At 72.3% G+C, this 12,270-nt stretch carries 13 protein-coding genes and 2 tRNA genes; 5 read left to right on the forward strand and 10 right to left on the reverse strand.

Features of this window, described 5'->3' with window-relative positions:
- The first annotated feature begins 136 nt into the window (after window positions 1-136).
- Complete coding sequence (locus ACZ7DE_RS03715) at window positions 137-1,363, forward strand: pyridoxal phosphate-dependent aminotransferase (protein ID WP_470757490.1); 1,227 nt, start codon at window positions 137-139, stop codon at window positions 1,361-1,363.
- 127 nt (window positions 1,364-1,490) lie between these two features.
- The gene (locus tag ACZ7DE_RS03720; RefSeq protein WP_470757492.1) at window positions 1,491-2,555 is read left to right on the forward strand and encodes an adenosine deaminase; all 1,065 of its coding nucleotides are present in this window, start codon (window positions 1,491-1,493) and stop codon (window positions 2,553-2,555) included.
- Window positions 2,556-2,559: 4 nt separating this feature from the next.
- Here the strand turns inward: ACZ7DE_RS03720 and ACZ7DE_RS03725 are convergent, their stop codons facing one another.
- Window positions 2,560-3,147, reverse strand: coding sequence for a TetR/AcrR family transcriptional regulator (locus ACZ7DE_RS03725; RefSeq protein WP_470757494.1), 588 nt, complete (start codon window positions 3,145-3,147; stop codon window positions 2,560-2,562).
- Window positions 3,148-3,248: 101 nt separating this feature from the next.
- Here ACZ7DE_RS03725 and ACZ7DE_RS03730 point away from each other — a divergent pair, with 101 nt between their 5' ends.
- Window positions 3,249-3,881: an NAD(P)-dependent oxidoreductase gene (locus tag ACZ7DE_RS03730; RefSeq protein ID WP_470757496.1), complete on the forward strand. Its 633-nt coding sequence runs from the start codon at window positions 3,249-3,251 to the stop codon at window positions 3,879-3,881.
- A gap of 176 nt (window positions 3,882-4,057) precedes the next feature.
- Here ACZ7DE_RS03730 and ACZ7DE_RS03735 read toward each other — a convergent pair whose 3' ends face one another.
- The 8 genes from ACZ7DE_RS03735 to ACZ7DE_RS03770 form a co-directional block, all read right to left on the reverse strand.
- Window positions 4,058-5,113, reverse strand: coding sequence for a UDP-N-acetylmuramate dehydrogenase (locus ACZ7DE_RS03735; protein ID WP_470757498.1), 1,056 nt, complete (start codon window positions 5,111-5,113; stop codon window positions 4,058-4,060).
- Between the two features lie 173 nt (window positions 5,114-5,286).
- Window positions 5,287-6,735, reverse strand: coding sequence for a DHA2 family efflux MFS transporter permease subunit (locus ACZ7DE_RS03740; protein ID WP_470757500.1), 1,449 nt, complete (start codon window positions 6,733-6,735; stop codon window positions 5,287-5,289).
- Between the two features lie 102 nt (window positions 6,736-6,837).
- Entirely contained in the window at window positions 6,838-7,407 is a 570-nt protein-coding gene (locus ACZ7DE_RS03745) for a TetR/AcrR family transcriptional regulator (RefSeq protein ID WP_470757502.1), read from the reverse strand.
- Window positions 7,408-7,716: 309 nt separating this feature from the next.
- The gene (locus ACZ7DE_RS03750) at window positions 7,717-8,145 is read right to left on the reverse strand and encodes a MaoC family dehydratase (protein WP_470757504.1); all 429 of its coding nucleotides are present in this window, start codon (window positions 8,143-8,145) and stop codon (window positions 7,717-7,719) included.
- A gap of 7 nt (window positions 8,146-8,152) precedes the next feature.
- Entirely contained in the window at window positions 8,153-8,635 is a 483-nt protein-coding gene (locus ACZ7DE_RS03755; RefSeq protein ID WP_470757506.1) for an FAS1-like dehydratase domain-containing protein, read from the reverse strand.
- Window positions 8,636-8,774: 139 nt separating this feature from the next.
- Window positions 8,775-8,939: a 50S ribosomal protein L33 gene (gene rpmG / locus ACZ7DE_RS03760; protein ID WP_003948671.1), complete on the reverse strand. Its 165-nt coding sequence runs from the start codon at window positions 8,937-8,939 to the stop codon at window positions 8,775-8,777.
- Window positions 8,940-9,029: 90 nt separating this feature from the next.
- Window positions 9,030-9,102: transfer RNA gene (locus ACZ7DE_RS03765), tRNA-Met, on the reverse strand.
- Window positions 9,103-9,148: 46 nt separating this feature from the next.
- Window positions 9,149-9,221: transfer RNA gene (locus ACZ7DE_RS03770), tRNA-Thr, on the reverse strand.
- A gap of 298 nt (window positions 9,222-9,519) precedes the next feature.
- Between ACZ7DE_RS03770 and ACZ7DE_RS03775 the strand changes: the two genes are divergently transcribed.
- On the forward strand, window positions 9,520-10,791 hold the full coding sequence (locus tag ACZ7DE_RS03775) for an amidohydrolase family protein (protein WP_470757508.1): 1,272 nt from the start codon (window positions 9,520-9,522) through the stop codon (window positions 10,789-10,791).
- 438 nt (window positions 10,792-11,229) lie between these two features.
- Window positions 11,230-11,886 (forward strand): SDR family oxidoreductase, encoded by a 657-nt coding sequence (locus ACZ7DE_RS03780; RefSeq protein WP_470757510.1) that lies wholly within the window; start codon window positions 11,230-11,232, stop codon window positions 11,884-11,886.
- Window positions 11,887-11,997: 111 nt separating this feature from the next.
- Here the strand turns inward: ACZ7DE_RS03780 and ACZ7DE_RS03785 are convergent, their stop codons facing one another.
- Window positions 11,998-12,219: a hypothetical protein gene (locus ACZ7DE_RS03785; RefSeq protein ID WP_470757512.1), complete on the reverse strand. Its 222-nt coding sequence runs from the start codon at window positions 12,217-12,219 to the stop codon at window positions 11,998-12,000.
- Window positions 12,220-12,270: the final 51 nt, after the last annotated feature.

The following is a 12,270-nucleotide window of genomic DNA, read 5'->3' on the forward strand; positions in this document are numbered from 1 at the left end:
CCGTGGGGACGTCCTCGGCGGAAGACCGCCCAGCGGGGGTGGGGAATCCGGACGCATGTTCAGGCCTTTGCCCGTGGATGTTCAGTAGGTGAAACCCGTGTGCCGGGGTGGTTTCCGGTCTGAAACCATGGGGTCCATGAGCCCTGCAACCCCTCCCACCGAGCGCCGGGTCTCCGCCCGAGTCGGCGCGATCTCCGAGTCCGCCACCCTCGCCGTGGACGCCAAGGCCAAGGCCCTGAAGGCCGCCGGGCGGCCGGTGATCGGCTTCGGCGCCGGTGAGCCCGACTTCCCGACCCCGGACTACATCGTCGAGGCGGCCGTCGAGGCCTGCAAGAACCCGAAGTACCACCGGTACACGCCCGCCGGCGGTCTGCCCGAGCTGAAGGCCGCGATCGCCGCGAAGACGCTGCGCGACTCCGGCTACGAGGTCGACGCCTCGCAGATCCTCGTCACCAACGGCGGCAAGCAGGCGATCTACGAGGCCTTCGCCGCGATCCTCGACCCGGGCGACGAGGTCATCGTCCCGGCCCCGTACTGGACGACGTACCCGGAGTCGATCCGGCTGGCCGGCGGCGTCCCGGTGGACGTCGTGGCCGACGAGACCACGGGCTACCGGGTCTCGGTCGAGCAGCTGGAGGCGGCGCGCACGGAGAAGACGAAGGTCGTGCTCTTCGTCTCCCCCTCGAACCCGACCGGCGCGGTCTACAGCGCCGAGGACGCCGAGGCGATCGGCCGCTGGGCCGTCGAGCACGGCCTGTGGGTGATGACCGACGAGATCTACGAGCACCTCGTCTACGGTGACGCGACCTTCACCTCCCTGCCGACGGTCGTCCCCGAGCTGCGCGACAAGTGCGTCGTCGTCAACGGCGTCGCCAAGACGTACGCGATGACCGGCTGGCGGGTGGGCTGGATCATCGGCCCCAAGGACGTCGTCAAGGCCGCGACGAACCTGCAGTCGCACGCCACCTCGAACGTCTCCAACGTGGCGCAGGTCGCCGCCCTGGCCGCCGTCTCGGGCGACCTGTCGGCCGTGGAGAAGATGCGCGAGGCCTTCGACCGGCGCCGTCGGACCATCGTGCGGATGCTCAACGAGATCGACGGCGTGCTCTGCCCGGAGCCCGAGGGCGCGTTCTACGCGTACCCCTCCGTGAAGGCGCTGCTGGGCAAGGAGATCCGCGGCAGGCGTCCGCAGGACACGGTCGAGCTGGCCGCCCTCATCCTGGAGGAGGCCGAGGTGGCGGTGGTGCCGGGCGAGGCCTTCGGCACCCCGGGCTACCTGCGGCTGTCGTACGCGCTGGGCGACGAGGACCTCGTCGAGGGCGTGAGCCGCATCCAGAAGCTGCTGGCGGAGGCGCGGGACTGAGGTCCGCCCCGCTCACGGGCCCGCGCCGGGGAACGTTCCCGGGCGCGGGCCCGTTGCTGTGTGCGAGCAAGACCACGTTCGGGGAATCGGCTACCCGGACGACACCCGCGTACGGCAGGATCGCTGAATGCTGCACTCTTCAGGGGGGCGCCCCCCGAACCCCCCACGTGTACGTGACGTCTCTCAGCTGCCGAAGGCCCACCTGCACCTGCACTTCACCGGTTCGATGCGGCCCGCCACCGTGCTGGAACTGGCCGACAAGTACGGGGTGCGCCTGCCCGACGCGCTGACCGAGGCGCTGACGAGCGGGGAACCGCCGAAGCTGCGGGCCACCGACGAGCGCGGCTGGTTCCGCTTCCAGCGCCTGTACGACGCGGCGCGCTCCTGCCTGCGCGAGCCCGAGGACATACAACGGCTGGTGCGGGAGGCCGCGGAGGAGGACGTGAAGGACGGCTCGGGCTGGCTGGAGATCCAGGTCGACCCGACGTCGTACGCGCCCCGCCTGGGCGGGCTGATCCCGGCGCTGGAAATCATCCTCGACGCGGTGGAGACGACCTCGCGCGAGACCGGGCTCGGGATGCGGGTGCTGGTCGCGGCGAACCGGATGAAGCACCCGCTCGACGCCCGGACGCTGGCCCGGCTGGCCGTGCGCTACGCGGACCGGGGGGTGATCGGCTTCGGGCTGTCGAACGACGAACGCCGGGGCATGGCCCGGGACTTCGACCGGGCGTTCGCGATCGCGAGGGACGGCGGTCTGCTGTCCGCCCCGCACGGCGGCGAGCTGAGCGGCCCGTCGTCCGTCCGCGACTGCCTCGACGACCTGCACGCGAACCGGCTGGGGCACGGGGTGCGGGCGGCCGAGGACCCACGGCTGATGAAGAAGCTCGCCGAGCGAGGCGTGACCTGCGAGGTGTGCCCGGCGTCGAACGTGGCCCTGGGGGTCTACGAGAAGCCCGAGGACGTCCCGCTGCGCACCCTGTTCGACGCGGGCGTCCCGATGGCTCTGGGCGCCGACGACCCGCTGCTGTTCGGCTCGCGCCTGGCGGCCCAGTACGACATCGCGCGCCGCCACCACGGCTTCACGGACGAGGAGTTGGCGGAGCTGGCCCGGCAGTCGGTACGGGGTTCGGCGGCGCCGGAGGACGTGCGCGACAAGCTGCTGGCGGGCGTGGACGACTGGCTGGCGTCCTGAGTCCTCAGCCGGCGATGCCGGCCAGGAGGGTGCGTGCGAGGCGTGCGGCGAAGCCGTCCGCCTCCGGCCGCTCCCCCGCCGCGTCGTAGGCGAACGCCCGCTGCGCGCAGGCGCCCATCAGCAGCGAGGCCGCGGCGAACGGGTCCGCGTCCGCCCGCATCCGGCCCGCCGCCTGCTCGGCCCGCAGATACGCGGTGAGCTGCTCGATCGGCACGTGCGGGCCGACGCCCAGGTCCCGCATGGCCTCGTCGTGCCGCCGCTTGAGCTGCGTCTCGGCGTACAGGGAGGCCGCGATCGGAAAGCTCTGCTCGTAGAACAGGGCGGCCTGGCGGGCGATCTCGGTGAGGTTGCCCTCCAGCGTGCCGCGTCCCGGCTCGGCGGTGAGGCTGCTGAGCAGCGGGGTGAGCCGTGGGAGCCGTTCCGCGAGCACGCGGATGAACAGCTCCTCCTTGCTCGCGAAGTACTTGTAGAGGGCCGCCTCGGAACAGCCGGCGGCCTTCGCGATCTCCTTGGTGGTGGTGCGGGCCAGTCCGACGGTGAGCATCAGCTCGTGTGCGGCGTCGAGGATGCGGACGCGGGCCGGACGCTCCATGCGGGTTCTCCTCTTGACGGGTGAGTGAATGCTTACCCACTCTAGAGGAAGACAGGGGTGAGTGAATGCTCACCCACCTGACCGGGAGTGGGGAGCACGCCATGAAGTTCACCGTTTTCGGCGCCACCGGCGGCATCGGCCGGGAGATCGTCCGCCAGGCCCTGGACGCCGGTCACGAGGTCACGGCCGTCGTACGCGATCCCGCGGGCCTCGGGGTGACCGGCGGCCGTCTGCAGGTGGTCCGCGCCGGCCTGACCGACCCCGAGCCGCTGCGCGCCGCCGTGACCGGCCGCGACGCGGTCCTGTCCGGGCTGGGCGCCCGCAGCCGCAAGGACGCCGGGGTCGCCGCCCGGCTCACCCGTACGGTGCTGACGGCCCTGGAGGCGGAGGGGGTGCGCCGGCTGCTCGTGGTGAGCGCCGGCCCGGTCGGCCCGGCGCCTGAGCGGGACGGCGCCCTGGACCGCACCATGCGCCGGATCGTCTCGGCGGCCCTGAAGGACGTCTACGCCGACCTGCGGGAGATGGAGGCGGAGCTGGCGCGCAGCGCCACGGACTGGACGGTCGTCCGCCCCCCGCGCCTGCAGAACAAGCCGGTGACCGGCTCGTACCGCACGGCGGTCGGCGGCTTCCCGCCCAGGGGCCGGTTCATCGGCCGGGCCGACGTGGCACACGCGATGCTGACGATGACGACGGACACGGCAACCGTGAAGCAGGGGGTGGGGGTGGCCTACTAGGCGCCCGGGCACTGGGCGCTCGGACACCGGGTGCCGGGTACTGGCAACCGGGCGCCGGCGAGGCGACCGGGCGACGGTGCCGGCCCTGCCGGGCGGCTCGGCGGCTGGCGACGGTGACAGCCCTGCCGTGCACCCCGGGCGACGACGACTCCCTGCCGGGCGGCCGCCGGTGGCGGCTAGAGCTCGACGCCCACCATCACCGGCTCGTTGACCAGTGTGATCCCGAAGGCCTCGCGCACTCCGGCGACCACTTCGCGGGCCAGCGTCAGCAGGTCCTCCGTGGTGGCCGCGCCGCGGTTGGTGAGGGCGAGGGTGTGCTTGGTGGAGATGCGGGCGGGCCCGCTGCCGTACCCCTTGGTGAAGCCGGCCTTGTCGATCAGCCAGGCCGCGGAGGTCTTGGTGTGTCCCTGCCCTGCCGGATAGGCGGGCGGCTCGGCGCCCTCGCCCAGCCGCTCCTTCACGCGCGCGTGGAACACCGCGAAGTCGGCGTCGGTGAGGATCGGGTTGGTGAAGAAGGAACCGGCCGACCAGGTGTCGTGGTCCTCGGCGTCCAGCACCATGCCCTTCCCGGCGCGCAGCTTCAGCACGGTCTCGCGGGCGTCGGCGAGCGGCACCCGGTCTCCGGGCCCGACGCCCAGCGCGCGTGCCGTCTCGGCGTACTTCAGGGGGGCCGACAGCCCGTCCGCGTCCTCCAGCTCGAACCGGACGCGCAGGACGACGTACCGCTCGGGGTCGGCCTTGAAGCGACTGTGGCGGTAGGAGAAGGCGCACTCCTCGTTGCTCAGCGCGACCGTCTCGCCCGCCCGGCGGTCGTAGGCGATGACCTCGGTGATCGTCGCGGAGACCTCCTGGCCGTACGCCCCGACGTTCTGGATCGGGGTGGCTCCCGCCGAGCCGGGAATGCCGGCCAGGCACTCGATGCCGGCGAGCCCGGCCTCCACGGTGCGGGCGACGGCGTCGGTCCACACCTCTCCGGCGGCCAGTTCGAGCCGTGTCCCGCTGAGTTCGAAGCCGCGTGTGGCGATGCGCAGGGCGGTGCCCTGGAAGCCCTTGTCGCCGATGACGAGGTTCGAGCCGCCGCCGACGACCAGCAGCGGCGTGCCGGCGGCGTCGGCCTCGCGCACGGCGGCGACCACCTCGGCGTCGGTCGTCGCGGTCACCAGCCTGATGGCGGGACCGCCCAGCCGGAAGGTGGTCAGCGGGGCGAGCGGGGCGTCATGGAGTTCCTGCACGCGCCCAGCCTACGAGACGCCGCCGACAGCCCCGTCCGCCCGTCGCCGCCGCCTGCCTCACGCGCGGCCGCCTGCCTGCCTCACGCGCGCGTACGGCCCCGCCGGGATGGCGGGGCCGTACGCGTGCGTGCCGGGGACCTCGGCGGGCCGGACGACGGGGGCGGCAGGCGGGCTCAGCGTCCCGCGGTCTCCAGGACGGGGGCCGCCCCGGCGTCCGCCTTGCCGTCGGTCGCAGCCTGCGCCGCAGGCCGGCGGGCCGGTATCACCAGGGCCGCGATCCCGGCCAGGGCCACCACGGCCGAGCCCGTGACCAGCGCGGGCCGCAGTCCGTCGACGAAGGCCTGGCCGGACTCGTACCCGCCCTGCGCGGAGAAGATCGACGCCATGATCGCGATGCCGAGAGCGCCGCCGACCTCCCGCAGCGCGTTGTTGGCGCCGGAGGCGATGCCCTGCTCCTGCGGGCGGACGCTGGACATCACCAGGTTGGACGCCGGGGCGAAGAACAGCGCCATGCCGATGCCGCTGACGATCAGACCGGGCAGCTGGACGGTGTAGGAGGCGTCGACGGTGGCCACGGCGGCCATCCAGCCGAGCCCGGCGGCCTGGAAGAAGAGTCCGGTGGCGACGACCGGCCGCCCGCCCACGCGGTCGGAGAGGATCCCGGCGATCGGCGCGACCAGCATCGGCATGCCGGTCCAGGGCAGCATCCTGAGGCCCGCCTCCGTCGGCGAGTAGCCGAGGACACCCTGCATGTACTGGCTGAGCAGGAAGATCGAGCCGAACATCCCCAGGAACATCAGCAGGCTCGCGGCGTTGATCCCGGCGAAGGCACGGGAGCGGAAGAGGCGCATCGGCAGCATCGGGTTCTTGGCCCGCAGTCCATGCAGGACGAACCCGACGAGCAGTACACCGCCCGCGAACAGGCCGCTGAGCACGAGCGAGCTGGTCCAGCCGTCGGCCGGGCCGCGCACCAGGCCGTAGACGAGCCCGAAGAGACCGCCGCTGGCGAGCAGGGTGCCGGGGACGTCGAGCGGGGCGCCATTGCCGAACGACTCCGAGAGGCGCAGCCGCGCGAGCGGCAGCAGGACGAGACCCAGCGGAACGTTCAGCCAGAAGATCCAGTGCCAGGACACGTGTTCGGTGAGGCTGCCGCCGATGAGCGGCCCGGAGGCGACCGCGAGGCCGTTGACGGCGCCCCAGATCCCGTACGCCATCCCGCGCTTGGCGACCGGCACGGCGGCCGTGAGCAGGGTGAGCGTCAGCGGCATCATGACGGCCGCGCCGACGCCCTGGACCGCGCGGGCGGCGATGAGGGAGCCGATCCCGGGCGCCATGGCCGCGGCGGCGGAGGCGACGGTGAAGACGGTGAGTCCGGCGAGGAACATCCGGCGGCGGCCGAAGCGGTCGCCGAGCGCCGCTCCGAACATCAGCAGCACGGCGAAGGTGAGCGTGTAGGCGCTCACGGTCCATTCGAGGTCGCCGAGCCCGCCGCCGAGGTCCTCCCGGATGGACGGCAGCGCGGTGGTGACGACGAGGTTGTCGAGGGCCGCCATGAATCCGGCGACGCTGGTGATGACGAGGGCCCATACGGCTCCCCCGCGACGTGCGGTCTGCTGTGACATCGCTCCCCCAGCGGGTGATCGAACTCTGGTTAGTAAGTGATGACTAACTTTTACGCCCAGAAAACGGCGCATCACGCGACGGCAACCGCCGCACCCTTGCTGCTACTTCTCGAGTCGCCCGCTGAACCGAGCCGACGGGTACAGCCCTTCCCAGACCCGGTCCTCGGGCGGAAACCCCATGGCCACCAGGCAATTGATGAGCATGCCGTACGCCATGAAGGTCGTCGTCTCGCCCACGTCGGCGCCCAGGGGCAGGTGGACGGTGTCCCACAGCCGCATCCACCCGGCCCGCACGGCCTCGCCGAACCCGTGGTCGCCCTCCGCCTCGGCGGCGGCCACCGCGACGTAGATCTGCATCTGCATCATCAGCCGCTCGGGCTGCAGCGCGATGACATTGACGTACGCGTTGGCCATGGCATGCAGGGCCTCTTCGCCCTCCAGCCCCTCGGCGGCCTCCTTGAACGTCCGGACGGTCTCCTCCATACAGCGCTCGGAGGCCGCGAGGAAGATCGCCTTCTTGCCCGGGAAGAGCCGGAAGAGATACGGCTGCGAGACTCCCACCCGCCTGGCGATCGACTCGGTGGACGTCCCGTGGTAGCCACCCCGGGCGAACTCGCTCGTCGCCGCACGGATGACGCTCTCACGCCTCTCGTCTGCGCTCATCCTGACCATGCGAGAAAGTTAGTACTCAATCACTAACTAAGTCAAGAGCCTCCTCACACGACAACAGCCCCTGACGCGGTAAGGGGCGCCTCCTCCTGGAGAACGCCCCTTACCGGTTACCGGTTCACCGCTCGCACCGCTGAGCCGCCGCACCTCTGGGCCGCTGAGCCTCTGGGCCGCTGAGCCTCTGGGCCGCTGGGCCGCTGGGCCGCTGAGCCGCTGCACCTCTGAGCCTCTGGGCCGCTGAGCCTCTGGGGGCGCGGGCCGAAGTCCCTCCGACCTTCACCCCTTGGCCCGCGGCCGTCACCCCTCGGCCGATCAGGCCAGTCGCACGACCGCGCGGGACATGCCGAGGACCTTCAGACCGCCGCTGGTCACCGTCAGGTCGACCCGCACGGTGTTGTCGTCGAGCTTGGCGCCCACCTTGCCGGTGACCTCGATCACCGCGCCCTGGTCGTCGTTCGGGACGACGACGGGCTTGGTGAACCGGACGCCGTAGTCCACGAGCGCGCCCGGGTCGCCGGTCCAGTCGGTGACCACGCGGATCGCCTCGGCCATGGTGAACATGCCGTGCGCGATGACGTCCGGCAGGCCCACCTCCTTGGCGAACTTCTCGTTCCAGTGGATGGGGTTGAAGTCCCCGGAGGCGCCCGCGTACTGCACGAGCATGGCGCGGTTCACAGGGAAGGACTGGGCCGGCAGCTCCGTGCCGACCTCGACGTCGTCGTAAGAGATCTTCGCCGTCATCGGTTCCTCACGCCTCCCCGTCGGCTTCCGCCGCGGCCGGCGCGGGCTCCGCCGCGCGGGCGACGAGCTTGGTCCAGGCGGTCACGACGTGCTCGCCCGCCTCGTCGTGGACATCTCCGCGGATGTCCAGGATGTCGTTGCCCGCCATGGACTTGACGGCCTCGATGGTCGAGGTGACCGAGAGCCGGTCACCGGCGCGCACCGGGCGCTTGTAGGCGAACTTCTGGTCTCCGTGCACGACGCGGCTGTAGTCGAGGCCCAGCTGGGGGTCCTGGACGACCTGCCCCGCCGCCTTGAAGGTGATCGAGAACACGAACGTCGGCGGCGCGATCACGTCGGGGTGCCCGAGGGCCTTGGCCGCGTCCGGGTCGGTGTACACCGGGTTGGCGTCCCCCACGGCCTCTGCGAACTCGCGGATCTTCTCCCGGCCGACCTCATAGGGATCGGTGGGCGGGTAGGTCCGCCCGACGAAGGACTGGTCGAGCGCCATGGGCCTCGGCACCTCCTGTTTGCTCGGCGTCGCTCTGCATCGCTCTGCGCTCGGCGTCGCTCTACTGACCGGTACGGGTCGCTCAACGACACGAGGCCGCCCCCGATCACTCGGGGACGGCCTCGCATACGAGCCTGTTTTATCGCGTTTCGCGGTGCGCGGTGTGCGCATTGCAACGCGGGCAGTGCTTCTTCATCTCCAGTCGGTCCGGGTTGTTACGCCGGTTCTTCTTGGTGATGTAGTTCCGCTCCTTGCACTCCACGCAGGCCAGCGTGATCTTCGGGCGGACGTCGGTGGCAGCCACGTGAGTGCTCCTTGACGAACGGATAGGACTGATTCAACGCAAGCAAGAGTAGCCGATCGAAGGACCGACCCCGCAATCGGCTACTGTCAGTAGCGGTGACCGGACTTGAACCGGTGACACAGCGATTATGAGCCGCTTGCTCTACCGACTGAGCTACACCGCTTTGATGCGATCGGTTCCCGCCTCGCGACAGGAACCTCACCCACCAGAGCCCCAATACGGAATCGAACCGTAGACCTTCTCCTTACCATGGAGACGCTCTGCCGACTGAGCTATTGGGGCGAGCGATGAAGACATTACACGGTCCGCAGCCGTTCACCCAAATCCGTTTCGCGACGCCCCGGAGGCCCGCGCGGAGGGCCGTTTCCCCAGGGTCCCGGCGGTCTCCGGAGCCCCTCCCGCACGGCGGACCACACCGGTACGACTATTGCGCTCCTCCCCGCCCGCGCCGAACCGCCGCCCTAGGCTCGACTCACTCTGCGTGATCTTGCGTCCCCGTGCGACGCCTGTGTCCCGGTGCGACGCCTGCGTCCTCAGCGTGTGCTGCGTCACCCCCGCAGTCCCGAGCCCCTGGAGCGCGATGCCCGACAGCCAGCCGCAGCAGCCGCCCCCCTCGTGGTCGTCCTCGTCCGGCGCCTCCGGAGGCTCCCCGGACCCGTCCGCCCTGCTGCTGTGCGGGGCGCGGCTGACGGACGGCCGGACCGTGGACGTACGGCTGGGCCACGGGCGGATCGAGGCCGTGGGCACGGCGGGCAGTCTGACGGCCGGCCCTGCCGGCGCCGGCGCCCGCGTGGACCTCGGCGGCCATCTCCTGCTCCCGGCGCCGGCCGAGCCGCACGCGCACGCCGACACCGCGCTCACGGCCGACGCCGACGGCCCCGTCTCGTACGCCCCCCTGGACGTCCAGCGGCGCGCCACGGAGGCCGTGCTGGTGCAACTGGCCCATGGCGCGACGGCGCTGCGCGCCCACGTGCACGTGGGCGACGTCCAGGGGCTCGGCGCGCTGGCCGCCGTACTGCGGGCCCGGCGTTCGCTGCGCGGACTCGCGGAGCTGACGACGGTGGCGATGCCCCGGGTGCTGACCGGCGCGGCCGGCGCGGACGGTCTCGCGATGCTGCACGACGCGGTGAAGATGGGCGCCTCGGCGGTGGGCGGCTGCCCGGACCTGGACCCCGATCCCATGGGCTACGTGGAGGCCGTGCTCGGAGTCGCCGCCGAACACGGCTGCCCCGTCGACCTGCACACCGACGCCGCCGACCCGGCCCGCCTCGCCCGCCTCGCCGCGATGGCCGGCGGTCTGCGCCCCGGCGTCACGCTCAGCCCCTGCGGCGGCCTCGACCGCCTCCCCGCCGAGGCGGCCGGCCGCACCGCCGACCAACTCGCCGCCGCCGGCGTGACCGTGGTCTGCCTCCCCCAGGGCGGCTGCGGCGGCGTCGAACACCGGAGCGCGGCGCCCGTACGGCTGTTGCGCGCCGCCGGGGTGCGGGTGGCCGCCGGCAGCGGGGCGTTGCGGGACGTCTGCAACCCGGTCGGCCGCGGCGATCCCCTGGAGGCGGCCTACCTCCTGACCTCCTGCCACGGTCTGCGCCCCGAGGACGCCTACGACGCCGTGAGCACGTCCGCACGCGCCGCCTTGGGCCTGCCCGAGGTACGCGTGGAGGCGGGATTCCCGGCCGACCTCCTGGCCGTCCGCGGCGAACGGCTGGCCGGCGCCCTGTCGCTGGCGTACAGCAGGGTCGTCATCCACCAAGGCCGTGTGGTGGCCCGCACGAGCGCGGTCCGCGAGTACTGCGACTCGGCCGCCGGCACGGAATTGGGCCTTCCACGACAGGGACGAGGGGACCTGTCGTAGCGCCCCCCGCGACTCCTCAGCGGCGGCGGGAGCAGCGTGGGTGGCCGAAGTCCGTGGGCCCGCGCGGCCGGACGCCCGCGGGTGTCGCTGCGGCCCGCGGCGACCGAGGAGTTGAGGACGACGACCGTGACGGCGGCGGCCCTGGTGGCGGAATGAATGGGCCCGGACGAGCGCAGGGCGGGCGTCGGGTGTGGTGCACGGGGCGGACGGGGTGAACGGGCGTCGGGCGTCGGGCGTCGGGCGTGATGGGACGCGGCGGGCGCGGGCAGGCGTCGAACGGCGGCGGACGGGGTTGACAGATATCGAACAGACATCGAACAGGCATCGGACGGACGTGCCGGATGGGAACGTTGTGCGGGCACCGTGGTCGCGCGGCGCGGTCGGATCGTGGCCGAAGCCGTGCGGCGGACGGGGCTGTCCGGGCGTACGGTCGAAAGCATGCGCATTGTCATCGCTGGTGGTCATGGTCAGATCGCGCTGCGGCTGGAGCGTCTGCTCGCCGCGCGTGGAGACGAGGTCGCGGGGATCATCCGCAAGGCCGAGCAGAGCGACGACCTACGGGCGGCAGGCGCCGAACCGGTCGTCCTGGACCTGGAGTCGGCGTCCGTCGAGGAGGTCACGGAGCGGCTGCGCGGCGCGGACGCGGCGGTGTTCGCGGCCGGCGCGGGCCCGGGCAGCGGCGTGGCCCGCAAGAACACCGTGGACAAGGGCGCGGCGGTGCTGTTCGCCGACGCGGCCGTGCGGGCGGGCGTGCGCCGCTTCGTGGTCGTGTCGTCCATGGGCGCCGACCCCGACCACCGCGGCGACGAGATCTTCGACGTCTACCTGCGCGCCAAGGGCGAGGCGGACGCGTACGTACAGAGCCATGAGTCGCTCGACTGGACGATCCTGCGCCCCGGGGCGCTCACGGACGACGCCGGCACCGGCCTGGTCCGCCTGGAGGCCCGCACGGGCCGGGGACAGGTCCCCCGCGACGACGTGGCCGCCGTACTGGCGGAACTGCTGGACACCCCGGCGACGTCAGGCCTCGTCCTGGAGCTGATCAGCGGCTCGGCACCGATCTCGGTGGCGGTCAAGGCGGTGGCCGGAAACTGACGCAGGCCCCGGGGGCACGCCACACGGGCGGACGCCACGCGGGCGGACGCCGGAGTCGGAGGCGAGCTGGGCCCGCCATGAGAACGGTGCACGTCACAAGAACGGTGCACGTCAGAAGAGGGGCAGCTGTCCCGGGAACTCCGGCACGACGTAGCCGTCCAACGACGGCTGTATGGCACCCAGTTGCGCCGCTCTGCGGGAGCCGGGGCAGGAGACCAGGTCCCCGCTCTCGCGTGCCCCCGGCGGGTCGTGCCGGGCGAATCGTCCGGCGACGACGGCGATCTCGCGACGGCACTCCGGGCAGGTTCTACGGCGGCTGGACGCGCTGGACATGGGGTCAGTCTGCCCCAGTGGGCCACGCGGGTACCCCTGGCGGGACGCGCC

The sequence above is a fragment of the Streptomyces sp. NPDC037083 genome (genome assembly GCF_055606485.1).

Coding starts and splice junctions, on each gene's coding strand:
- ACZ7DE_RS03715 (WP_470757490.1), top strand. CDS start 137: ATGAGCCCTGCAACCCCTCCCACCGAGCGCCGGGTCTCCGCCCGAGTC.
- ACZ7DE_RS03720 (WP_470757492.1), top strand. CDS start 1,491: ATGCTGCACTCTTCAGGGGGGCGCCCCCCGAACCCCCCACGTGTACGT.
- ACZ7DE_RS03725 (WP_470757494.1), bottom strand. CDS start 3,147: ATGGAGCGTCCGGCCCGCGTCCGCATCCTCGACGCCGCACACGAGCTG.
- ACZ7DE_RS03730 (WP_470757496.1), top strand. CDS start 3,249: ATGAAGTTCACCGTTTTCGGCGCCACCGGCGGCATCGGCCGGGAGATC.
- ACZ7DE_RS03740 (WP_470757500.1), bottom strand. CDS start 6,735: ATGTCACAGCAGACCGCACGTCGCGGGGGAGCCGTATGGGCCCTCGTC.
- ACZ7DE_RS03745 (WP_470757502.1), bottom strand. CDS start 7,407: ATGGTCAGGATGAGCGCAGACGAGAGGCGTGAGAGCGTCATCCGTGCG.
- ACZ7DE_RS03750 (WP_470757504.1), bottom strand. CDS start 8,145: ATGACGGCGAAGATCTCTTACGACGACGTCGAGGTCGGCACGGAGCTG.
- ACZ7DE_RS03755 (WP_470757506.1), bottom strand. CDS start 8,635: ATGGCGCTCGACCAGTCCTTCGTCGGGCGGACCTACCCGCCCACCGAT.
- ACZ7DE_RS03775 (WP_470757508.1), top strand. CDS start 9,520: ATGCCCGACAGCCAGCCGCAGCAGCCGCCCCCCTCGTGGTCGTCCTCG.
- ACZ7DE_RS03780 (WP_470757510.1), top strand. CDS start 11,230: ATGCGCATTGTCATCGCTGGTGGTCATGGTCAGATCGCGCTGCGGCTG.
- ACZ7DE_RS03785 (WP_470757512.1), bottom strand. CDS start 12,219: ATGTCCAGCGCGTCCAGCCGCCGTAGAACCTGCCCGGAGTGCCGTCGC.